Source organism: Halomonas sp. SpR1, assembly GCF_031010175.1.
Classification (GTDB): Bacteria; Pseudomonadota; Gammaproteobacteria; order Pseudomonadales; family Halomonadaceae; genus Vreelandella.
Map to the genome: position 1 here is coordinate 11,742 of NZ_JAUAMB010000045.1, position 23,215 is coordinate 34,956.

The 23,215-nt window shown below is 56.4% G+C and carries 19 protein-coding genes; 10 read left to right on the plus strand and 9 right to left on the minus strand.

From position 1 onward, the window contains the following. Positions 1 to 68: 68 nt before the first annotated feature. The 5 genes from metK to ligB all read left to right on the plus strand — a co-directional run bounded on the left by metK (position 69) and on the right by ligB (position 6,143). On the plus strand, positions 69 to 1,289 hold the full coding sequence (gene metK, locus QT231_RS21585; protein ID WP_308338854.1) for a methionine adenosyltransferase: 1,221 nt from the start codon (positions 69 to 71) through the stop codon (positions 1,287 to 1,289). A 220-nt stretch (positions 1,290 to 1,509) separates the two neighbouring features. Beyond that, on the plus strand, positions 1,510 to 2,529 hold the full coding sequence (locus QT231_RS21590) for an ABC transporter substrate-binding protein (protein WP_308338855.1): 1,020 nt from the start codon (positions 1,510 to 1,512) through the stop codon (positions 2,527 to 2,529). Positions 2,530 to 2,543: 14 nt separating this feature from the next. Beyond that, entirely contained in the window at positions 2,544 to 3,584 is a 1,041-nt protein-coding gene (locus QT231_RS21595) for an iron ABC transporter permease (RefSeq protein ID WP_308338871.1), read from the plus strand. Further along, positions 3,581 to 4,342: an ABC transporter ATP-binding protein gene (locus QT231_RS21600; RefSeq protein WP_308338856.1), complete on the plus strand. Its 762-nt coding sequence runs from the start codon at positions 3,581 to 3,583 to the stop codon at positions 4,340 to 4,342. Before QT231_RS21595 ends, QT231_RS21600 begins: the two co-directional genes overlap by 4 nt. Positions 4,343 to 4,460: 118 nt before the next feature. Then, entirely contained in the window at positions 4,461 to 6,143 is a 1,683-nt protein-coding gene (ligB, locus tag QT231_RS21605) for an NAD-dependent DNA ligase LigB (protein ID WP_308338857.1), read from the plus strand. Positions 6,144 to 6,167: 24 nt separating this feature from the next. On the opposite strand, the gene QT231_RS21610 is transcribed toward ligB, so the two are convergent. Beyond that, a complete protein-coding gene (locus QT231_RS21610; protein ID WP_308338858.1) occupies positions 6,168 to 7,103 on the minus strand; it encodes an AEC family transporter in 936 nt (311 codons plus the stop codon). Between the two features lie 143 nt (positions 7,104 to 7,246). On the opposite strand from QT231_RS21610, the gene metF reads away from it, so the two are divergent. Continuing rightward, entirely contained in the window at positions 7,247 to 8,089 is an 843-nt protein-coding gene (gene metF, locus QT231_RS21615) for a methylenetetrahydrofolate reductase [NAD(P)H] (RefSeq protein WP_308338859.1), read from the plus strand. 99 nt (positions 8,090 to 8,188) lie between these two features. Here metF and QT231_RS21620 read toward each other — a convergent pair whose 3' ends face one another. The 4 genes from QT231_RS21620 to prlC form a co-directional block, all read right to left on the minus strand. Continuing rightward, positions 8,189 to 10,390 carry a TRAP transporter permease gene (locus QT231_RS21620; RefSeq protein ID WP_308338860.1) on the minus strand — a complete coding sequence of 734 codons (2,202 nt, stop codon included), beginning with the start codon at positions 10,388 to 10,390 and terminating at the stop codon, positions 8,189 to 8,191. A gap of 103 nt (positions 10,391 to 10,493) precedes the next feature. Then, the gene (locus tag QT231_RS21625) at positions 10,494 to 11,483 is read right to left on the minus strand and encodes a TAXI family TRAP transporter solute-binding subunit (RefSeq protein ID WP_308338861.1); all 990 of its coding nucleotides are present in this window, start codon (positions 11,481 to 11,483) and stop codon (positions 10,494 to 10,496) included. 319 nt (positions 11,484 to 11,802) lie between these two features. After that, positions 11,803 to 12,054, minus strand: a complete 252-nt coding sequence (locus QT231_RS21630) for a YheV family putative zinc ribbon protein (protein WP_071695148.1) — start codon at positions 12,052 to 12,054, stop codon at positions 11,803 to 11,805. A gap of 63 nt (positions 12,055 to 12,117) precedes the next feature. Further along, entirely contained in the window at positions 12,118 to 14,187 is a 2,070-nt protein-coding gene (gene prlC / locus QT231_RS21635) for an oligopeptidase A (RefSeq protein ID WP_308338862.1), read from the minus strand. A 251-nt stretch (positions 14,188 to 14,438) separates the two neighbouring features. On the opposite strand from prlC, the gene QT231_RS21640 reads away from it, so the two are divergent. The 3 genes from QT231_RS21640 to QT231_RS21650 all read left to right on the plus strand — a co-directional run bounded on the left by QT231_RS21640 (position 14,439) and on the right by QT231_RS21650 (position 17,185). Further along, complete coding sequence (locus QT231_RS21640; protein WP_308338863.1) at positions 14,439 to 15,779, plus strand: sodium-dependent transporter; 1,341 nt, start codon at positions 14,439 to 14,441, stop codon at positions 15,777 to 15,779. Positions 15,780 to 15,840: 61 nt separating this feature from the next. After that, positions 15,841 to 16,386, plus strand: coding sequence for a gamma carbonic anhydrase family protein (locus tag QT231_RS21645; RefSeq protein WP_308338864.1), 546 nt, complete (start codon positions 15,841 to 15,843; stop codon positions 16,384 to 16,386). 127 nt (positions 16,387 to 16,513) lie between these two features. Further along, positions 16,514 to 17,185 carry a metal-dependent hydrolase gene (locus QT231_RS21650; RefSeq protein ID WP_308338865.1) on the plus strand — a complete coding sequence of 224 codons (672 nt, stop codon included), beginning with the start codon at positions 16,514 to 16,516 and terminating at the stop codon, positions 17,183 to 17,185. On the opposite strand, the gene QT231_RS21655 is transcribed toward QT231_RS21650, so the two are convergent. The 3 genes from QT231_RS21655 to QT231_RS21665 are packed head-to-tail and all read right to left on the minus strand — an operon-like array spanning position 17,161 to position 21,225. Further along, positions 17,161 to 18,543: a sigma-54 dependent transcriptional regulator gene (locus tag QT231_RS21655; protein ID WP_308338866.1), complete on the minus strand. Its 1,383-nt coding sequence runs from the start codon at positions 18,541 to 18,543 to the stop codon at positions 17,161 to 17,163. The two genes, QT231_RS21650 and QT231_RS21655, sit on opposite strands and share 25 nt — an antisense overlap. Then, positions 18,536 to 20,455: an ATP-binding protein gene (locus tag QT231_RS21660; RefSeq protein ID WP_308338867.1), complete on the minus strand. Its 1,920-nt coding sequence runs from the start codon at positions 20,453 to 20,455 to the stop codon at positions 18,536 to 18,538. The genes QT231_RS21655 and QT231_RS21660 overlap by 8 nt, the downstream gene beginning before the upstream one ends. After that, complete coding sequence (locus QT231_RS21665; protein WP_308338868.1) at positions 20,452 to 21,225, minus strand: GntR family transcriptional regulator; 774 nt, start codon at positions 21,223 to 21,225, stop codon at positions 20,452 to 20,454. The genes QT231_RS21660 and QT231_RS21665 overlap by 4 nt, the downstream gene beginning before the upstream one ends. Positions 21,226 to 21,533: 308 nt before the next feature. On the opposite strand from QT231_RS21665, the gene lldD reads away from it, so the two are divergent. Then, positions 21,534 to 22,685 carry an FMN-dependent L-lactate dehydrogenase LldD gene (lldD, locus tag QT231_RS21670; protein ID WP_308338869.1) on the plus strand — a complete coding sequence of 384 codons (1,152 nt, stop codon included), beginning with the start codon at positions 21,534 to 21,536 and terminating at the stop codon, positions 22,683 to 22,685. 168 nt (positions 22,686 to 22,853) lie between these two features. On the opposite strand, the gene QT231_RS21675 is transcribed toward lldD, so the two are convergent. Then, the gene (locus QT231_RS21675; RefSeq protein WP_308338870.1) at positions 22,854 to 23,135 is read right to left on the minus strand and encodes a hypothetical protein; all 282 of its coding nucleotides are present in this window, start codon (positions 23,133 to 23,135) and stop codon (positions 22,854 to 22,856) included. Between the last annotated feature and the right edge of the window lie 80 nt (positions 23,136 to 23,215).

A 23,215-nucleotide genomic window follows, 5' to 3' on the forward strand; every position in this document is an offset into this window, starting at 1 on the left:
CACCTGCCATGATTTCCTGCTGATGCTGTGGGTTACCTACAGCCGTCATACAGAGGGTCGAGTGCGCGATGAGCGAATATTCCCTGTTTACCTCCGAGTCTGTCTCCGAAGGTCATCCCGATAAGATTGCCGATCAGATTTCTGACGCGGTGTTAGATGCCATTATCGCCCGTGATAAACAGGCCCGTGTTGCCTGTGAAACCATGGTGAAAACCGGGGTGGCGATCATTGCCGGCGAAATTACCACCTCCGCCTGGGTTGATCTAGAAACCCTCGTGCGCGATGTAATCACCAATATCGGCTATAACTCGTCTGATGTAGGCTTTGATGGCGCAACCTGCGGCGTGGTTAACCTGATCGGTAAACAGAGTGTCGATATCGCTCAGGGCGTTGATCGCAGCAAACCGGAAGATCAGGGTGCTGGCGACCAGGGTCTGATGTTTGGCTACGCAACGAACGAGACTGATTCGTTTATGCCTGCACCGATCCACTACTCACACCGATTAGTCGAGCGTCAGGCCGAACTGCGTAAAAATGGTCTACTGCCGTGGCTGCGCCCGGATGCTAAAAGTCAGGTCACCTTCCGCTATAACGCCGAAGGCCAGCCTTGCGGTGTCGATGCCATCGTTCTGTCTACCCAGCATGACCCGGAGATCGACCAGGAAGATCTGCGCAAAATGATCAAGCGCGAGGTCATTGAGCAAGTGATTCCCGCCGAGTGGTTGGATGACCGCACCCAGTACCATATCAACCCGACCGGTAAGTTCGTGATTGGCGGCCCTGTCGGCGACTGCGGACTCACTGGCCGTAAAATTATCGTCGATACCTACGGTGGCATGGCACGTCATGGTGGCGGCGCGTTCTCGGGCAAAGACCCCTCGAAAGTTGACCGCAGCGCCGCCTATGCGGGTCGCTATGTGGCCAAAAACGTGGTTGCCTCAGGCTTGGCTGACAAGTGTGAGATTCAGGTCTCCTACGCGATTGGTGTTGCCGAGCCGACCTCGGTCTCCATCGACACTTTCGGCACCGGTAAAATTGATGACGCCAAGATTGTGGCGCTGGTTCGCGAGCACTTTGATCTGCGCCCCTACGCGATCACCAAAATGCTTGATTTGCTGCACCCGATGTACCAGCTTACCGCCGCTTATGGCCACTTCGGCCGGGCGCCGTTCGAGCACAGCTATACCTGGAGTGACGATAAAGGCCAATCGCATACCGAAACCTTTACCGCCTTCCCGTGGGAAAAGATCGATAAAGTCGACGCGCTGCGTAAGGCCGCCGGTTTGTAAGCGCTTAGCCGCCTTATGCTAACCCTCAGCGCCTCCTGCTCAATGCCAGGGGGCGTTTTTATTGGGGCGCGCATGGACGGAGGTTGCGATGAGAATGGTTTTCGATTATATTGCGCCCGCTGGTAAATACGTATCAGTGCTATCGTTATCTGATCAGTGCAGGCGCTGGACGATTAGCCGATGTAAACGTTACACCTCTACCAATAGTGATGGGTGCTCCATGACACGTCTTCTTGCTGTGACCGGATTCTGCACCCTGCTGGGCCTGGCTTCGTCCTCGGCTCTGGCGGGCGACACGCAATACCCCTTGACGCTGAACAACTGCGGGGTAGAAGTGACCTTCGAACAGGCGCCTGAGCGGGCGGTTGGCCTCGGTCAAAACAGCGCTGAGCTGATGCTGATGCTCGGCCTGGAAGACAGAATGGCGGGCACGGCCTTCTGGCCCAACAGCGTCTTGCCTCAACTGGCCGATGCAAACGACCAGGTGAAAGTGCTGACGGTGGAGTTCCCTACCTTCGAATCGATTCTGGCCGAACAGCCGGATTTCGTAGCTGCGGCGCTTCCCAGCCTGCTGGGTGAATCCAGCCGGGTGGCCACTCGCGACGACTTCAGTAAGATGGGCATACCGACCTACCTGTCGCCCGGTACCTGCGTCGCTGAAGGCATGGCCAAGGACAAGTACGGCTACGGCGATCGCGCCCAGCTCTGGAATATGGACGCCTTGTATCAAGAGATCGAAGACCTCGCCCGGATTTTCGATGTGAATGATCGTGGCGACGCCTTGATCGACGACCTGAAGCAGCGTGAGGCCGCGCTGCGCGCAGCGTCCCCAGACAGTGATGAGCCGCTTTCCTATCTGTTCTGGTTCTCCAGTTCCTCTCCTGCGGCGGATGCCCACCTGGGCGGAAAGTACAGCGCATCCGGCTTTATCGCCGACGTATTGGGTGGCACCAATGCCATCGAGTCCGAGGCGGAGTGGCCGACGCTAGGCTGGGAAAGCATCATCGCTACTGACCCGGATGTGATCGTGGTATCCCGCGTCGAGCGTGACCGTTGGGAGCTCGACGACGCCGACGCGAAGATCGAGTTCCTCAACTCGGATACGGCGACACGTGAGATGAGAGCGGTCAAGAACGGGGCCATCGTGGTCATGGACGGTCAAGCGATGAACCCAACGCTCAGGACGATTTTTGGCGCCGAACAGGTGGCCGAACAGCTTGAGACGCTGGGTCTGAGATGAGTGTGACGGTGAGCATGCCGCAGGCCATCGAGCGATTGCCGCGCCTGGCAGGGGAGGCTGGGCTGCTGTTGGCATCACTGCTAATCATTGGTTTGGTGGTGGGCATCAGTGTCGGGATCGGCGATATGCCGATCCCGCTTTCTACGACCTATGCGGTGATCACCAACAAGCTCGGCTGGACCTCCTTCGAGCTCAATCGCATCCACGAAACCATTATCTGGGATTACCGTTTGAGCCGGGCGCTGGTGGCGGCATTGTGTGGTGCCGGACTGGCGTTGGCCGGGGCTATCATGCAGTCGATTCTGCGTAACCCTCTGGCCGAGCCGTATGTGCTGGGGATTTCTGCCGGTGCATCGACAGGGGCAGTTCTGATCGTCATTCTGGGGCTCGGCGCTGGCGTGGTATCCCTTTCATCGGGGGCCTTTATCGGCGCTTTTGCCGCTTTTCTGTTTGTGGCACTGCTGTCGAACGGTGCGCGCGGCGGGGCCGACCGCACCATTTTGGCTGGGGTCGCGGCATCGCAGCTGTTCAACGCCGTGACCTCCTATATCGTCACGACGGCGGGTAATGCACAGCAGGCGCGGGATGTGATGTTTTGGCTGCTCGGTAGCTTTGGCGGTGTGCGCTGGCCTGAGTTCTATCTGGCCTTGGCGGTCGTGGGCCTCGGGCTGGTGGCGTGTCTGTGCTACGCACGGGTATTGGATGCGTTTGCCTTTGGTGACGAAGCGGCAGCCTCGTTGGGGGTCAATGTCGCACAAACGCGGATCATCCTGTTTGCGCTAACGGCTGTTATAACGGCCACCATCGTCAGCATGGTCGGCACCATTGGCTTCGTTGGCCTAGTGGTTCCCCACGCGGCGCGTTTCGTGGTGGGCCCACGCCACGCCGTCTTGCTGCCTGCCTGTGCCATCGTGGGAGCGATCTTCATGGTGGTAGCGGATATCGCCTCTCGCGTGTTGATTCCGCAGCAATCCCTGCCGATCGGCGTGGTCACGGCGCTGGTGGGCGTGCCCTTCTTCTCTGTCATTCTTTACCGATTACAGCGCGCATCATGAGCATCAAGGCCGAGAATCTGATCTGGAAAATCGGCACCAAGACGGTGATCGATGGTGTCTCCTTCGAAGCCGAACCGGGTAAGCTACTGGGCGTGCTGGGCCCCAATGGCTCTGGTAAAACCTCGTTGTTACGGCTGCTGGCCAGGCTGAAGCGACCGCATGCTGGACGGGTCATGCTGGATGGGCAAGAGCTTTCGTCCTTTCGCCGCCGGGCCATTGCCCAGCGAGTCGCCTTCATCGAACAGCACGCCACTACCAATGCCAACCTCAAGGTGATCGATGTGGTCAAGCTTGGCCGCTTCCCGCACCGTTCGATGCTATCGGGCTGGACGCGCGAGGACGATACGGCGGTCAACGAGGCGCTGGAGCGTACCGGGATGAGCGCAAAGCGTGATGATGCCTGGCATAGCCTGTCCGGCGGTGAGAAACAGCGCACCCATGTTGCGCGGGCCCTGGCCCAGTCACCCAAAGAGCTCATTCTTGACGAACCCACCAACCATTTGGATGTGCAGCATCAGATCAACCTGTTGCGGCTGGTCTCCAGCCTGCCGATGACCAGTATCATGGCACTCCACGACCTCAACCACGCCGCTATGTATTGTGATCGACTGCTGGTCATGCAGGCGGGCAGGATCGTTGCCTCCGGTGCTCCTGAAGAGGTGCTGACCCAACGGCTGCTTCGTGATGTCTTCTCGGTAGACGCCCATGTGGAGACCTCGCCCCACCATGCTCGGCCGCATATTCAGTTTGTGCGCTAGGCGATGACACGCCAATCCTTATTTCCCGCATTGCATCATGGCCAGTTTAAGGTAAATTAAACTTAATGGGGCTGGTGCAAGCGCCGTGTCTTTTCCTTGTCATCATATGAGGATGGGTATGCAGGGCTGGCGAAGGATCTTGAAAGTGGGGTGGCTGGGTATTCTGTTAACCATGGCGCTGACAGCGCAGGGAGAGGAGTGCCCCGATTGGCCGGAAGAGCGTTTAAACCGCGAAAGCCAGGCGCTGGCCGAGCAGGTACGGCGCTGGGACACTGCTTACCACGACGAGGGTGTTGCGCTGATCAATGATGCCCTTTACGACCAAGCGGTAGAGCGCCTAACCACTTGGCAGCGCTGCCTGGGCAATGTGCCCGATCATCGCCCGCTGACTCGGGTGACCAGCAGTAACGGCACCCTGGAGCACCCGGCGGCACAGCGCGGCCTCAATAAAGCCGATGACGAAGGCATCAGGCGCTTTACCAGTCGCCGGGAAGATCTGTGGATTCAGCCCAAAGTCGACGGTGTGGCGATTACCCTACGCTATGCTGATGGCGAGATGGTCGAAGCCGTTAGCCGCGGCGACGGTGAGCGGGGCCAGGATTGGACAGCCCGTGCCCGACAGTTGCCTGCCGTTCCCAATACGTTGCCCGAACCGGTTTCTGCGCTACTCCAAGGCGAGTTGTATTGGCGTTTGGACGAGCACGTTCAGTCGCGCTCACCCTCTTCTGGTGCCCGGGGCGCCGTGGCAGGTGCCATGGCGCAGTCTTCGCCTGACGCGGCTACCCTTGAGCGTATTGGCCTGTTTGTCTGGGGCTGGCCTGACGGCCCGCCCGGGATGGAAAACCGCTTAGCCCAACTGAGTGCGCTGGGCTTTGATACCGCCGACTACACCTATCCGTTGGATGAACGCCGTGATGCCGCTTACTGGCGCGATACCTGGTTCAACGGCCCGCTGCCGTTTGCCACCGATGGCGTGGTGATTAAACAGGCTGAACGCCCCGGCATAAGGCGCTGGTCATCGTCGCCGCCGGAGTGGGCCATTGCGTGGAAATACCCGGCCCAGCAGGCGCTGGCGGAAGTGCGCGGCATCGAGTTTCGCATCGGGCGCACCGGGCGAGTAACGCCGCTGGTATGGCTTAACCCAGTCCTGTTGGAAGGGCGGCGCATTAGCCGTGTTTCATTAGGCTCCTTGGAGCGCTGGGAATCACTGGATGTTCGTCCCGGCGACCAAGTGGCGATTTCGCTAGCGGGGCTAACGATCCCCCAGTTAAGCGAGGTGGTCTGGCATACTCAAGAGCGCTCGCCGCTGACCCCGCCGTCCCCCCAGCGCTACCACCTGTTGAGCTGTTTTGAGTTAACTTCCGGTTGCGATAGCCAGTTGCTGGCGCGGCTTACTTACCTGGGCGAGCAGCTAGGCATTCAGGGGGTAGGGGAAGGTACCTGGCAGGCGCTGATGGAAGCGGGTGTCGTCACGCAGTTACTCGACTGGCTGGACGTTGAACCCCGCCAGCTGCAACAGGCTTACGGCATTGGTGAGGCCACCGCCGACTCGCTAATCGAGCAATTTCAAGTCGCCCGTAGTCAGCCGTTTGCGGCTTGGCTAAGTGCGCTGGGGGCGCCGCCGGGGAGTGAGGCGGTACGCGGTGATTGGAATGATCTAGCGGGCTACCAGCGTGAACAGTGGCAAGCCGTTCCAGGCGTTGGCCCGGTGCGTGCTGAGGCGCTAGTAGCGTTTTTCAGTCACCCGGAAGTGCAGCGCATGGCCGCACAGCTTAACCAAGCGGGGGTTGCTGGTTTTTAACGAGTCTATCCATTAGCTCAAGCACTAACCAAGTCCAGTGAGGCGCAGCATTAAACCGAGATAAAGCGGAATCAGCAGCGGTGCAAGCAGTGTCGTCACCAGCACCGCTAACGCACCTTTTTGCGGCTGAATGCCCAGCTCCATGGCGACCACCACCACATTGGAGGCCATGGGAACCACGCCCAATAGCAGCAGCGCTAATGCCAGCTCCGTGGAAAGTGGCGCGACCCACTGAAGTAGCAAAACGGCCGCTAGCATGACCAATGGCCACATCAGGTAGCGTAGTCCTAAACAGGCGGCCACAAAGCGCGTATCCCAGGCGGAAAGCGTCACTTGGCTAAGCGTCATACCAATAATCATCATTCCCAGCAGCGTATAGGTGGCAGGGAACACTGACAGCGAACTCATGACCGCAGCGGGAACAGTGACTTCAAGAGTGCTAAGCAGTAACGCTAACAGGAATGCATAGATAAGCGGTAAGCGAGAAATTTTGATCAAGCTTTCGCGCACCGAAAAACGCCCACGTGCGCTGAGGTAAAAGCCCACGGTAAATTCATAAATATTAATCCCCAGCATACAGAACAGGTAAAGGGTGACACCTTCGGGGGGCAGCAAAATCAATGCAATCGGCAGGCCAAAATAGCCGGTATTGCCGGTTCCCGAGGAGAATGCCAGCAGCGCGGCTTCCTGCTCACCAAAGCGGTGGCGCGTGATGCGTTGTACTACCAGTGCCATCAGGCTCGCTAGAATGAATAGCGCTAATGTGAGCAAAAGGTAGCCAGGTGTTGGGCCGCCGTTCATCAGTGCGCGAAAAATCGTAAAGGGGGCTATCAGGTACACCAGCAGCGTCGCAATTGGGCGAGGGTCTATTGTTAAGCGCCGGGCGGCTATCCAGCCTAGCCCGACATACCCCAGTAGCATCAGCAGTGGCCCCATTAAGGCGCTGGGTGCTAAATCCATAACGGCTCCCGATAAAATAGTATGAACGGCTAACATGAGCCGAATTAAAGGCCAAGCGTGGAATCTTTCATTAGCCTCAAAGCGATGGAACAGCGAGAATACCCCAAAACATCATTATTATTAATCACTAATAAGGAAGCCCCATGAGCAGCCACGAGCATCCGCTAGGTATCAGCTTTGAATTCTTTCCGCCCAGTACCGATGCCGGGCGCGACAAGCTGATCCACGTTCGCGATGAACTGGCCGCCCGCAATCCGCGCTTTTTTTCGGTGACTTACGGTGCAGGTGGTTCGACCCAGGCGCGTACCCGTCAGGTCGTGCGTGAGGTTAGCGAGAGCGGCATCACGACCGCCCCGCACCTTTCCTGCATCGGCAGTGAAAAAGCGCAGTTGCGTGACCTGTTGGCGCAGTACCGCGAGGAGGGCGTAGATAGTTTGGTTGCGCTGCGGGGCGATATGCCCTCGGGTATGGGAAGCATTGGCGAGCTACGCTATGCCAATGAATTGGTTGAGTTTATTCGTGAAGAAACCGGTGACCACTTTGATATTGCCGTGGCGGCCTATCCTGAATCTCATCCACAGGCGCCCAACCTTGATAAGGATGTGGAAAACTTCGCGCGTAAAATGAAGGCGGGGGCCAATATGGCGATTACCCAGTACTTTTTTACTGCCGATGCCTATTTTAACTTCGTCGATAAAGCCCGCTCGCTGGGCGTTGAGCAGCCGATTATTCCCGGCATCATGCCGATTACCAACTATACCAAGCTGGCGCGTTTCTCTGACGCCTGCGGTGCTGAGATTCCGCGTTGGATCCGTAAGCAGCTAGAGTCCTACGGCGACGACAGCGAAGCGATTGCTGCCTTTGGCACCGATGTGGTGAGCCGGCTTTGCCAGCGCCTACTGGATGGCGGAGCGCCAGGTCTACACTTCTACACGCTTAACCAAGCGGCGCCGGTGCTGAAGATCGTTGATAATCTGACCGATTAACTGAGTCAGTTTATTTAGCTACCTCGCACTCACTAAAAACCCCGCTCAACGGTTGTTGAGCGGGGTTTTCTACGCTTAGTGATTAGCGTTTTACATCAATCAGCCTGCTTGAGCCGTTTTGTTACCACCGCCATGTAGCTTGCGCTGCATGACGAACAGCACGATACCAATCGCAAGGCCAATAACGTCGGTGTAGATACCGCCGTAGATCAAGAACATCGCCCCCACCAGCATCAGCACACGCTGTAAGGCGTTAACGGGCCCAAAGAACCACGCCTGCACCATGCCAGAGAGTAAGACAATGCCCAGGGTGGCGGTAACCCCGACGCGGAGAATCTGCATGGCGGAGCCTTCCATCAGCATGGCCGGGCTGTAGAAGAACATAAACGGCACGATAAAGGCGGCCAAACCAATTTTGAAGGAGGCCACCGAGGTGCCCATGGGATTATCACCAGAGATACCGGCGGCTGCGTAGGAAGCCAAGGCAACGGGCGGTGTAATCGCCGAGACGACCGCAAAGTAGAACACGAAGAAGTGAGCAATCAGCGGCTCAATGCCGATATTGATCAAACCTGGCGCGACCACCGAAGCGGCCACCGCGTAGGCGGCGGTGGTGGGCATGCCCATACCGAGTAGGATGCTAATCAGCATGGCGAACACCAGCGCCAATAGTTGGCTCACGCCCGCTAAACCAAGAAGCAGTGACGAGAAGCGCGCGCCCACACCGGTCAGCGAAATCACCCCGACGATTAGGCCCGCGCAGGCACACACGGCGATAATCTGAATCGACATGGTGCCCGCTATCTGCAGCGCTTTAAGAATCGCACGCAGGCCCATTTTATTGGGTGACAGCCAGCTAACCACGGCGGCTGACGCCGTTGCCAAGGTACCAGCACGAATCACCGAGTAGCCCATAAACAGCGCGACAATCAGGATAATAATCGGCGCAAATAGGTAGACCTGCTTGACCAGCTTCGAGAATAGCGGGATCTCATCTTTGCGCATGCCCCGCATGCCTTTACGGGCGGCTTCAAAGTCGACCATAAAGTAGATTGAGGCAAAATAGAGAATCGCCGGAATAACAGCGGCAAGGGCAATCTCGGTATACGGGATACCGGTTACTTCGGCCATGATGAACGCACCTGCACCCATAATCGGCGGCATGATTTGTCCACCGGTAGAGGCAGCGGCTTCGATCGCGCCCGCACTACGTGCGGGGTAGCCGACTTTCTTCATCAACGGAATGGTCAAAGAGCCGGTGGAAACCACGTTACCCGCTGACGTGCCGTTAATCATACCCATCAAGCCAGAGGCAAAAATGGCCACCTTGGCGGGGCCACCACGGGCACGGCCTGCGGCGGCAAAGGCAAAGTTAACGAAGTAGTCGCCGACTTTAGAGGCCTGTAGGAAAGCGGCAAAAATAATGAACAGAATAATATAGGTCGACGACACCGCGGTGGTGGGGCCGAGGATGCCGGCATCCGTGTACACCTGGCTAAAGAAGCGCTGTAGTGACAGCCCCGGATAGCCTAAAAAGCCCGGTAAATAGGGGCCGGCAAATACGTAGGTCAGGAAAACCGCGGAGATAACCACCAGGGCTAGACCCGCTACCCGGCGGGTAAGCTCCAAAATCAGCAGAGAGCCCGCAATCGCCGCCCAGGAAATGCCAGACGGCGCGAAAGAGGTACCCGTCGACATACGGATATTGGTGTTATAAGCCACCAGCAAATAGCCAGCGCTGGCCAGCGCACAGACCATTAGTACCAGGTCGGCAGGGTTGAAACGGTGCCGCGCCTGACGATAAAACCATGACAGTACAATTGCCCCCGCCGTGGTCGCCATGAGCGGATAGCCGTAATGCCAGTTTTCAACACTCGGGTCGATACGCATGGCACTACCGCTAAGCGTTTGATACATCAAAAAGACTTGCGCCAGGGTATAGGCGGCTGGAATCAGTAGCGCGTAGCTCACCCACTTAATCCAGGCAGCTGATGCTTGATGATCGTCGTCGGCAAAGCGGGCGCCGGCAAAGAGCCCGTAACCGAGAATAAGCGCACCGGCAATATGCACGATACGAAACGACCAGGTTTCCATCGGATACACGTTGAGTGAGATCAGATGGAAACTTGAGTAAGCGATCGCTAATGCCGCAAATAGCAGGAACTGCCAGCCCGTAAACAGGCGGCGATTGGGCTCAACAACATCTTCATCGACACCATCGGCAATGGACTCGGGTATCACAGACGTCGCGTGAGCATCATCCTTGAGATCATTGGGTTCTTGGTCGGTTTTGTGACTCATTAGAGTTCACCCTCACAGCAAAAGCAGACAAAGGGGTAGTAGCAGCGAAAGCTGCCCCGCCCGGCGGGGCCGGTGACGGGGCAGTTAGAACGGGTAAAGTTGCTTAGTTGATCATGTCATCAGCAATTTCATAGCCGTTCTCTTCGTACCAGCGTGCAGCGCCGGGGTGAAACGGCAGCACGGTGTTGTGCTTGATGTTTTCTGGAATGGTGGTTTCAGCACTGCGGTGTACTGAACGCATACGGTCATTGTTTTCCATGGTGGCCTTGGTGACTTCGTAAACGAAATCTTCCGGTAGGTCGCAGCCTGCAATGGCGAAGTTCCACATGGAAACAGCACGAGCATCTTCTTCCAGCGTGGTATAGGTGCTGGCAGGAATGGTGAATTCAGCAACCGGGAAGTTTTCCAGCACCGTGGCCAGCTCTTCTTCGTTGAATTCGATGATATTAACGTCAGTCTGTACTTCCAACTGACTAACGGCGGGGATTGGAATGCCCGCAGCGAAGGCGACAACGTCTAGCAGGCCATCCTGCAACTGACCACCCAGGTCTGACCAACCGCCGTTACGGCGATCGAAGTTAACGCCCAGGGTTTCTAAAATGGCCGGGAAGTAGGTGTCGGAGGTTGATGCAGCCGGGCCAAAACCAATCCGGGCGCCATCAGGAATATCGGATATTGTCTCAATACCGCTGCTTGACAATGCTGCAATCGAGAACGGCGTCTCGTACATGGGGAACATGGCGCATACATTGTCCATCTTCATGCCAGGCGCCAGCGGGCTTTCACCTTTAACGGCATCAGACGCGGGGCCCATGGTGGTTAAACCAAATGCCATATCGCCTGTGTGCACGAGCGCCAGGTTTTGAGTGGGACCGCCGGTGACTTCACCGCCGCCAGATACGCCTAACTCATCGGCAATAAAGTTTGCCCAGCCTGAACCGTAAACGAAGTAGGTGCCGCCTTGGCTAGCGGTGCCAACAGTGAAGTTATCAGGCCACCCGGAACGGTCTTGAGCCTGGGCGCTGCTGGCGGCGGCGATAAGCAGGGCACTGCTGGCGAGGAGGGTAAACGTTTTAGGCATATGTTTGCGCATGGCGAAAATTCCTAGCTGTTATTGGGGTTATATATTGACGGCCTCTATTCATGCCGTCAGTCGATACTGCGTTAAGCAGGTATGCCTATATATAACAGCGATAGTCGTGCCATTTAAAACTTATAACTTTAAAATCAGTTGTTTGTAATTTTTTTATTCAACTTTGGTGGTAAGCCCTAAGAGCCGAAGTGTCCGAGTGTTCGCACGATAATAGCTTTATAGTGTGTGGATAACCGCACACAAATTTTATTTTTCGTTCGCTATCGACCGTGGGGCGGTGAGCAAAGACTGAACACGCCATCCTTGGCGGCTGGGAGGGCTAACGTGAGGGTTTACCGGGATCTAGAATGCGTACGGGTTGGACATCCTGTTGCTTCTGATCATCGCGTACCTGGTTGACCCGGGTGGTCATTTCGGTAAGCGCGTCTTCCTCGATGGGGAGTTGCTCGAAGAAATCGCAGCTGACGCACTCCCGGTAGCGAATACCGTTTTGCTCCCAGGCGCGGATACGATCCATCGCCGCGCAGCGGGGGCAGGTCACACCGGCAATAAAGCGTTTAACCGTTGACATTACAGACTCCTAGCGCGCAGCGCACAAGGCGCTGCGCATGGGAAAAACGTGTTTAAAAATGCCTTAAGCAGCGCGGATGCCGCTATGGCGTAATAGTGGCTCAACGCTCGGCTCTCGGCCCCGAAAGGCAACAAACAGGTCAGCGGCATCGCGGGCGCCGCCTTGCTCAAGAATTTCACGACGAAAGCGCTGGCCTGTTTCAGGATCAAAGATACCGGCCTCTTCAAAGGCGCTCCAGGCATCTGCCGAGAGCACTTCCGCCCACTTGTAGCTGTAGTAGCCGGCCGCGTAGCCACCCGCAAATACGTGTCCAAAGCTATTTTGGAAGCGGTTGAAAGATACTTTAGGCAGTACAGAGACTGCTTCACGCACCTCATCTAACAAGGCTTGCACGTCGCTGGCTCTGGGAGCACTTAATTCATGATGCAGGCGCAGATCAAATAGCGAGAACTCGATTTGGCGCATCATGCCCATGGCCGACTGAAAATTCTTGGCTGCTTGGAGGCGCTCAAGTAGCTCGGCGGGCAGCGGTTCGCCGCTATCCACGTGCTTGGCGAGTAGATCCAGGCCTTCACGCTCCCAGCAGTAGTTTTCCATAAATTGGCTGGGTAGCTCGACCGCATCCCAGGCAACGCCGTTAATGCCGGAGATATCGGCAATTTGCTGCTGGGTCAGCATATGGTGCAGGCCATGGCCAAACTCATGGAACAGGGTGGTGACTTCGTCGTGGGTGAGCAGCGCTGGGCGGCCACTTACCGGAGCAGTGAAGTTGCAGGTAAGAAAGGCCACCGGCAGTTGCAGGCCCTGCTCCGTTTGACGGCGTACCCGGCAGTCGGCCATCCAGGCACCGCCCCGCTTGCCTTCTCGGGCGTAGAGATCGAGATAAAAACCGGCAATCGGCTGGCCATTTTCGGTGATACGGAAATAGCGCACGTCATCATGATAGCGGGGCGCCTGGGTATCTTCTTCAAAGTGCACGCCGTAAAGGCGCTCAACCACCTGAAACAAACCATCGACTACCTGGGGGGCCGGGAAGTAGGGGCGTAGCTGCTCCTGGGAGATAGAGTGGCGCGCTTCACGCAGCTTTTCGCTGGCATAGGCAACATCCCACGGCTCCAGCGTCGCCAAGCCTAGTTCATCTCGCGCATAAGCGCTGAGTTCAGCAAGCTCCTCCTTCGCCTGAGGCAGCGCACGGCGGGCTAAGTCGTTAAGGAAATCGAGTACCTGCTCGGGAGAGTCCGCCATCTTGGTGGTCAACGAGTAATCGGCGTAGGTGGCAAAACCGAGTAGCTGGGCCATTTCACTACGTAGCGCCAGGATCTCTTCCATGATATCCGCGTTATCGAATTTACCCGCATCGGGGCCTTGGTCAGAAGCCCGGGTAACGAAGGCGGTATACACCTCGCGGCGCAGCTCGCGGTTGTCGGCGTAGCTAACCACCGGGAAGAAGCTGGGAAAATCCAGGGTAATACGGTAGCCCGTGACGCCTTTCGCCTCAGCAGAAGCTTTTAAGGTATCAAGAGCGCTCTCCGGCACCCCCGCTAATGCCTCTTGGTTGTCGATGTCCTTGTGCCAAGCTTGGGTGGCATCCAGCACGTTATTGGAAAACTGGTTTGACAGCAGCGAAAGCCGCGACTGAATCTCGCCGTAGCGCACTTTCTTGTCCGCGGGAAGGTCGACACCGGCGAGGCGAAAATCACGCAGGGCATGCTCAACAGTACGCCGTTGAGCGGCGTCCAGGGTTTCCCAGGCCGGGCCCTCTTTCAAGGCTTGCCAACCATGAAACAACCCTTCGTGCTGGCCTACCCAGGTGCCAAAATCTGAGAGTTTCTCAAGGCATGCCTGGTACGCTTCGCGTAACGCCGGGGTGTTCATGGTGCCATTGAGGTGAGAGACAGGTGACCAGGCTTTGGTTAGTCGATCATTCACCGCTTCAAGGGGCGCTGCAAAAGTGTCCCAGCTGGGCGGGGTGGCGGCTGCCTGTTCGGCGAGGCGATCAATGGCCTCGCGGCTTTTGCTTAGCAGCGTATCCACGGCAGGCTCCACATGCTCGGCGCGAATCTCGCCAAAGGGCGGCAGAACGTGGGTTTCAAGCAGCGGATTGGTGGTGGAAGACACTGGGTTGGAGGACATAGGCACCTCGGGTGGCAGGCTTTTTTTTTAAAACCTGATTCTAAAAATCTAGCTCTTAGAAGATAAGTTTTAAAACAACAGGGAAGCGCAAAACAGCGCAATGATGATGACACAGTGCGGGCGGTGGGGCCGTGTTTCAATGCTAGGTTCGATAATGGGCTGAATGGTATGTTTAATGACAGGGTTTGGCCTGCACGCAAGCGCCTGCTAGTCTTGCCGCTTTTTAATGCCACCAATGGCAGGAGCATGTGATGAGCGAGACGCTGGAGCGCTGGGGGTCGAAACGGGCCTTTATCTTGGCGGTAACAGGTGCTGCGGTAGGGTTAGGCAACATCTGGCGCTTCCCTTATGTGGCCGGAGAGAACGGCGGTGCGGCGTTTCTGCTGATTTACGTGGCGTTTGTGCTGTTGCTGGGTATTCCAGTCATGATGGCGGAAATACTGATTGGCCGCGCCGGTCGGCGTGGGCCGATGCAAGCCTTGGGCGCCCTGGCGGCCGAAGCGGGTGCTTCTCCGAAATGGCGTTGGCTGGGGATTTTCGGTGCGTTCACCGTTTTCTGTATCTTATCGTTCTACTCGGTGGTGTCGGGCTGGTCGATTGAGTTTTTGGTTGCCTCTGTGAACGGCAACTTCAATGGCGCGAGTGCCGCTGAGATTGGCGCTGGTTTTGAGGCTTTTTTAGCCAACCCAGAGCTGCTGATCTTCAATCACTCACTGTTTCTGTTTATGACCATGACCGTCGTCGCCGCGGGGGTTGCCAAGGGGCTTGAGCGGCTCAATAATCTGCTGATGCCGTTGCTGTATTTGCTACTGCTGCTATTGGCGGGCTATGCCGCGACCACCGATGGTTTTGCACCAGCGTTAGCGTGGTTGTTCCTGCCCTCCTTCGAGGCGCTTACTCCATCTGTAGTGGTGCATGCCATGGGCCATGCGTTCTTTACTCTGGCGGTAGGCGCCTGTGCTTTAATGGCCTATGGCGCCTATATGCCGGAAGAGCAGAGCCTGCCGAAAGCAGCGGTTGCCGTCGCCGTGCTCGATATTAGCGTGGCGTTACTGGCGGGGATCGCGATTTTCTCGGTGGTGTTTGCCCAGGGCATGGATCCCACCGATGGCCCAGGGTTAATGTTTGTCACCCTGCCCATTGCGTTCTCAGAGCTGCCTTGGGGCGCTGTATGGCTCAGCGTGTTCTTTTTATTGCTGCTGCTGGCCACTTGGACATCTGCGATTAACCTAGCGGAGCCGATGGTCGCCACGCTGCAGGGCTTGGGGCTGCGCCGCAGTATCTCGACGGCGATCGTGGCGCTCAGTGTCTGGTTGATCGGGCTGCTATCAGCCTTCTCTTTTTCAACGCTGGCGGATTTCCGGCCGCTATTTGGGCGCAATGTCTTCGAACTTGTCAGTAGTATACCGCCGGACGTTTTTCTGCCGCTGGGCGGGTTACTGATCGCGATTTTTGCAGCCTGGGTAATGCCCCGTGAGAAGGTGGTGAGCGCGTTAGGCGTGGGTGAAAGCGGTTATGTGCTGTGGCGCAATATTATCCGCTGGGTGTCGATTCCGCTGACCTTTATTGTTCTATTGGCTGGGTTGCTTTAGCGAATTGCTATAGTGAGTTGATCAATTTTCCGTTTTCCACCCGACATCTCAGGAGCGAGTTATGAGCAGTGCATTAAGGCGCTATCAAGGTATGGAGCCCCAATTGGGCGAGCGCGTTTATATTGATCCGGCCAGTGTGGTCATCGGTGATGTGGTAATGGGTGATGACTGCTCAGTGTGGCCGATGACTGTAATTCGTGGCGATATGCACCGTATTCGTATCGGCTCGCGTACCAGCGTGCAGGATGGCAGCGTGCTGCATATTACCCACGCCAGTGATTTCAGCCCGAACGGCTTTCCGCTCACCATTGGCGATGACGTTACCATTGGCCATAAAGCGATTCTGCATGGCTGCACCTTGGGAAGTCGGATTCTTGTCGGTATGGGGGCGATTGTGATGGATGGCGCGGTCATTGAGGATGAGGTCATTATCGCCGCGGGCGCCGTGGTAACGCCCGGCAAGCATTTGGAAAGTGGCTATGTATATGCGGGTAACCCGGCTAAAGCGCTGCGCCCGCTGAAAGATAAGGAGCGTGCGTTCTTTCCTTATACCGCAGGCAACTACGTTAAATTAAAAGATCGCTTTCTGGCCGAATCCTCCCTTTAGCTACCTTGCCTAATCAATCCTAACCGGTTGGCCTAGCAACCTTTTTTCTTCATTAGCCATGTCGCGGACGGCAAAAGTCTGTTAATTTATACAGTTTTCTGTTTTGCAGACTTTGGGATGCCGCGTCATGGCTAATTTTCGCACGCATATTACGGTGGCAGCGGCGGGCGGCATGCTGATAGCTTACGCAGGCTGGAAAGGCCAATGGTGGCCACCCTCCCAGGCGGTAGTGATGATTGCGCTGGTCACGTTCGGGGGGATTTTGCCCGATATCGATGCCGATCGATCCCACTCTATCCGCTTGATATTCAATCTACTTTCGGTACCCGCTCTGGTGTTGGGCGTACTGTTGCTACAGCCATGGTTGACGCCGGGAGCGTTGTTGATTGCTTGCGGCGGGATCTATTTCAGCGTGCGCTATTTGGCGGGGGTGCTGTTTTCCCGCTTTACTGTCCACCGTGGTATCTGGCACTCACTGCTAGCGGGAGGGCTATGTAGCCTACTCGCCGCCGCACTAAGTTTTAATTTACTCGGCCAGCCAGCGTGGCTGGCATGGTCTCATGGGGCTGCCACGTTGGTAGGGTTTTTGATCCACTTGTGTTTGGATGAGATATACAGCGTTGACCTTGAAGGCGCGCGGCTTAAGCGCTCGTTTGGAACGGCGCTTAAGCTAGGCGATAGTCGTCGGCCCATGTCCAATCTACTAATGCTGATTGCGGCGCTGACCTTGGTGCCTTGGGCGCCGCCCTGGTCGGTACTGGGCGAGCTGCTGCATCAGGGCTCGCTGCTGTGGCGATAGTCATCAGCATTGAGGCCATGTTTTTTAAGTTTGTCGTAAAAGGTTTTGCGCGGAATGCCCAAGTGGCGGCATACGTCGGTTACCCGGCCGTGGTAGCGCGACAGCGATTGGCTGATCAGGCTCTTTTCAAACAGCTCTACCTGGCGCGGTAGGGTGGGCTCTTCGGTGTCGGCATTGACCCCTTCCAGCAGCGCATCCAAACGATAGTCAAAGGCAGCGCCTAACAGCACGTAGCGCTCGGCAAGGTTGCGTAGCTCGCGCACGTTACCGGGCCAATCATGAGCCAACAGGGCGGCAATGGCGGGGCTATCGAGGGTCGGTGCTTCCAGCCCGCTGCGGTTGGCCGCGACGACGGCAAAATGCTGGAACAGTAAGGGTATATCCTCGCGCCGCTCGCGCAGAGCGGGTAGCGGCAGGGTGACCACGTTTAGCCGGTAGTAAAGATCCTCGCGGAAGTGCCCCTCTTCGGAAGCGGCTTTGAGATCTACCTTAGTGGCCGCGATGACGCGGATATCAAGCGGCACGGTTTCATTGGCGCCGAGCCGTTCGACGCTACGCTCCTGCAGTACCCGCAGCAGTTTGACTTGCAGCGCCATGGGCATTGATTCAATCTCATCCAAAAACACCGTGCCGCCGTTAGCGTGCTCGAACTTGCCGATGCGCCGCTCTACGGCACCGGTGAAGGCGCCTTTCTCGTGGCCAAACAGCTCGGACTCAATGGTGTTTTCGGGCACCGCACCGCAGTTAATCGCCATAAAGGGGCTGTTACGCCGCCCGCTGCGTTCGTGAATCGCACGGGCGACCAAATCTTTGCCTGTACCTGTCTCACCAAACAGCAGTACATCGGCTTCGACTTGGCTGATGCGCTGAATCATGGCGGCCAGCCGCGAAATGATCGGCGTGCGGCCCACCAGCCTCGGCCCTAACGCGGCTTGCTGCACCTCCAACTCGGCTTTAAGGCGGTGGTTTTCCAAGCTGAGCTGGCGCTTCTCAATGCCCCGGCGCACCACATCCAGCAGTTGATCACCGGCAAACGGCTTCTCAAGAAAATCCCAGGCCCCGGCGCGCATGGCTTCTACGGCCGTGGAAATGTCGCCGTGGCCAGTAATCAAGATGATGGGCAGCGTGGCGTCGCGGCTGTGTAGCTCATGGAGCAGCGCCATGCCATCCATCCCCGGCATGCGGATGTCGCTGACAATGACCCCGGGAAAGTCTGGCGTCAATGCCGTCAACGCTTGTTCTGCTGATTCAAAGCAGTAGGGCGTATACCCTGCAAGTTCGAGGGTTTGGCTGGCGGTGATCCGCAGATGCGGCTCGTCGTCGATCACCATGACCGGCAGCGTCGACGGCTCATGCATAAGTGGGGCTCTCCTGGGTGTGGGTTAACGGTGATTGAGGTAGGGTGATGGTGAAGCTGGCGCCACCCTCGGGCTGATTAGCAGCCTGCAGTTTACCGCCTAAATCGTCCATGATACGCGACGAGATCGAGAGTCCCAGGCCTAAACCGCTCCCCGGTGCTTTGGTGGTAAAAAAGGGTTCAAAAATATGCCCTAAGTGCTCCTCTGGGATGCCGAGGCCATTATCGCTAACGCTAATAATGACCTGCTGCAGGTGGCTATGGGCGCCCAGCGTCAGCTGTGGCGCGGGTACGCCTTTCATGGCCTGGAGCGCATTGCCGATTAAATTAACCAATACCTGCTCCAGGCGCACCAGGTCGCCTTTTACCCATAAGGTTTCTGCAGGCCAATCCTGCACAATGGTGATATTGCCTTCGCGCAGGCGGCTTTGAAATAGGCGCAGGGCGTAGTCGATACAGGCTTGTACCGAAATAGTCTCCTGGCGCTCGCTGCTCTTACGCGAAAACTGACGCAGTTGGGCGCTGATATCCGCCATGCGCTCGGTGAGTTCAACAATCTGTTCAAGATTGGCATCCGCCTTGTCGTGGCGGGCCAGCTCCATAAACCGGCGGGCGTTTTCTGCGTAGGCGCGAATAGCCGCCAGCGGCTGATTAAGCTCGTGGTTAATACCCGCAGCAAGCTGACCCAGTACCGCAAGTTTGGCCGCTTGAATCAACTCATCCTGGGTCTGGCGTAGGTTGGCTTCAGCCCGGCGGCGCTCTTCAATTTCATCTGAAAGGCGTTGGTTGCTGGCCACCAGGTCACGGGTACGGTGTTCTACGCTGACCTCTAGTTCATCACGAACGCGTGCCAAGGTATTGCGCTCCCGCTCGGCAAACGCTTCACGCTCACGCCGCAGCCGCAGGCGTTGCCAGCCAATACCCGCACCAAGAGTGATCACGCCATAAAGACCGCCCGCCATAAGGGCGGCGATCCACTGGGCGCTAATCACCGGTGTTAGTGGCTTTAAAATATGCATTTGCCAACCAAACTCGGGGACATGCCGGGTCAGGCTCAGGTAGTCGCCGTTGCTTAGCGGGCCCTGGGAAAAACTGACCAACTGGCTACCCTGGCGGTAAGGCGCATTAACTTCAATACCCGACGGCGTCAACGGCTCCATGGCATAGCGGCGCGTTGCCCGCAGGCTTTGGCGTTGCTCATCGGTCAGCGGGTAGAGCGCGTTCATGCGCAGCTCGGGATGGCTGGCCATAAAGATAATGTCGTCACTATCGGTGACAAACAGCTCGGCATCCTGCTCGGCCCAGCTCTCTTCAACGTCATCTAAGAGTACTTTAACCACAAGGACACCGTCTGGCTGTGCGTCGGGTGAGGTGTTGTCTAGCCACACGGGGGACGAAAAGTAGTAGCCCCGCTCAAGCGACTTGATACCTAAGCCAAAAAAGCGCCCCTGTCCGCCGGCAATGGCATCGGTGTAATAGGAACGAAAAGCATAGTTCTGGCCAATAAAGGTGTTTGGACGGTGCCAATTACTGGCGGCGATCGTGTCACCATCGCGATTGAGTAAATAGACGTCTGAAACCCCCGCTGTAAAGCGGAAACGATCCAGCAGCATATTGAGCGGCATTGGGTCTTGGCTATCGGGAGAGGCCAAAAAGCGCTGCACGCCTTCCCGGGTGGCCAGCATTTGCGGTAGGTAGTCGTAGCGCAGTAAATAGCCGTTTAAGTTGGCAGCAGACAGGCGCAACTCGTTTTCTGCTTCGTCCTGTAAGTTAGAAAGCGCTTGTTCACGAGCCAGCTGGGCGGCTTGCCACATGCAAAATAGCAAGCCGAGAGCAATGAGCACCAGCCACAGGCGTCGCCAGCGTTGTGGTAAGGGAGCCGGTACTTGGTTCTTGATGCCAGCGCTGCTCATGTCGGCGTCTTACTACTGCCTTGGGCACGGCGAAGGGCGCGCTGAGCCCGTGTCTCAGCCCTAGCCATCTCAAGTAGGCCTTCTTCAACAAATACCAAATGTTCATGGGCACGAGCACGGGCGTCTTCAGCCCGTCCTTCCAGAATGGCGTTGAGCAGAGCGCGGTGCTGCTGCATGAGCTGGGTACGCGAACCCTCCTTGGCAAACAAGTGCGCCAAGTTGTTCACAATGCTCTTTTCCAATAGGTGGAAAATGCCGCGAATAGTATGCAGCAGAAGAACATTATGGGCGGCTTCGGCAATGGCTAGGTGAAAGGCGGCATCTAGTTTAGCTTCCTGGATGGGATCCGCGCCGGCAAAGCCGCCATCGAGCTCTTCAAAGCGCTGGATCAGGACGGCTTTATCTGCGGGTGTAGAGCGCAGCGCAGCGTAGTAAGCGGATATCCCTTCCATAGCATCGCGAAATTCAAGTAGATCTAGATTAAATTCGCCGTGGCGGGAAAGCATTTCCAGCAGCGGGTCGGTATAGCCATTGCTAAGGTCGTCGTTGACAAAGGTGCCGCCGCCTTGGCGGCTGGTTAGTAAGCCGCGAGCGGCTAATTTCTGGATGGCCTCCCGTAACGAGGGTCGTGAAACGCCGAACCGTTCGGCTAACTCACGTTCAGGGGGTAAGCGCTGGCCTGGCTTTAAGCTGCCTTCCAGCATCATGGCTTCTAAGCGCTCAGTGATAACATCGGCCAAGCGCTGTTGGCGGAGCGGTGGATAGCTCATACGTAATAGCTCATGTCTAAAAGCCCCTTTAATTGGTAAGACCAATATTAAAAGCTACCGAGTCTTTGCACAAGCACATGCGGGGTGATAATTGGCAGAGTAGAGTTTAGTTAATAGCGGTCGTGCATAGCGCCTTTAAACTAAAGTATGGCGCTTTTAAAGACTAAAATGAGCATCAGTATTTGACACGCTTAAGGCGGCTCACTACTGTTGATTCTGGTTTTTTGTCAATTGGTAAAACCAATTGCCCGCTTTGGGCGTCGGTGTATGGCGCGCCCAGTGCACAGGGCTATAACACAGGGCTATCCATGATCATTTCTGCATCCACCGACTACCGTCAAGCCGCTAAACGTCGTATCCCGCCCTTTCTCTTTCATTATGCCGACGGAGGATCTTACGCGGAGCATACATTGCGACGTAACGTCGAGGACTTAGCCGGTATTGCGCTACGTCAGCGTGTATTGAAGGATATGTCGTCGCTATCATTAGAGACAGAGTTGTTCGGTGAAACACTTGCCATGCCGATAGCTTTGGCGCCGGTGGGGCTGGCGGGTATGTACGCCAGGCGCGGTGAAGTACAGGCGGCGCGGGCAGCTACTAATAAAGGTATACCGTTTACGCTGTCGACGGTATCGGTATGCCCTATTGATGAGGTGGCTTCGGCAATTGAGCGGCCCATCTGGTTTCAGCTCTATGTGCTGAAAGACCGGGGCTTTATGAAGCATGTTCTGGAGAGGGCTAAGGCTGCTGGCGTCAAGACATTGATTTTCACTGTTGATATGCCTGTTCCTGGCGCGCGTTATCGCGATGCTCATTCTGGTATGAGCGGTAAGAGCGGGCCAGTGAGGCGTATGCTTCAGGCTGCAACACATCCTTTATGGGCTTGGGATGTGGGTATCCATGGTCGCCCCCATGATTTGGGTAACGTATCTGATTATCGCGGTAAGCCAACGGAGCTTGAGGACTACATCGCCTGGCTGGGGAATAACTTTGATCCGTCCATCTCCTGGAAAGATTTGGAGTGGATTAGAGAGCAGTGGGATGGCCCGATGATCATTAAGGGCATACTTGATCCAGAGGACGCCCGTGATGCGGTTCGCTTTGGCGCGGATGGCATCGTTGTCTCCAACCATGGTGGCCGCCAGCTCGATGGCGTTCCCTCTACTGCACGTGCTTTGCCTGCTATCGCCGATGCAGTAAAAGGTGACTTGGCCATTCTGGCTGACTCTGGCGTGCGCAGCGGGCTCGATGTTGTGCGTATGATTGCCATGGGCGCCGATACTGTATTGCTTGGACGTGCTTACATATACGCATTGGCTACTGCCGGAGAGGCGGGTGTTGCTCATCTGCTCGAGTTGTTTGAAAAAGAGATGCGGGTAGCAATGACGTTGACTGGGGCGCGTAGTATCGCCGAGCTTGGATTGGACTCGCTGGTGCCAGATTCAATACGCGATGCCTAATGACACCGTTTGCGTCTCAATCAATATTAGTATTAAAAACCGCTTGCCAACCCGTCAACGAATCCGTAAAGTACGGATCCGCTGCCGGGGACGCCAAGCGTTACCAGCGGTGTATAAGGTGTAAAAGCCTGGTTTGTCAGGAGGTTAGAGCAGGTTGTATCGCTCGCTTCAGTCGCTAAAAAACAGCGATTGACAACCACCAGGAAATGCGTAGAATACGCCTTCCTCGCTGAGGCAAGCCAGTTCAACGGTTTGCAGGATGGTTTTAATCACCGCCGCAGCGAAACAGCTCTTTAACAATTTGATCAGGTAATTCATGTGGGCGCTTGCTGACGTTGGTGACAAATCACCAAATATCAAGGCAAGCGACTCAAGCAATAAAGGTTTTTCGAAACCTGTTTTGAATGAATTCGTTTGAACCTTGAGCCAAGTTTGGTTCGCTTCTGTCACTTACGAGTGGCGGGTAAGAACCGCATAGATCTTAAACTGAAGAGTTTGATCATGGCTCAGATTGAACGCTGGCGGCAGGC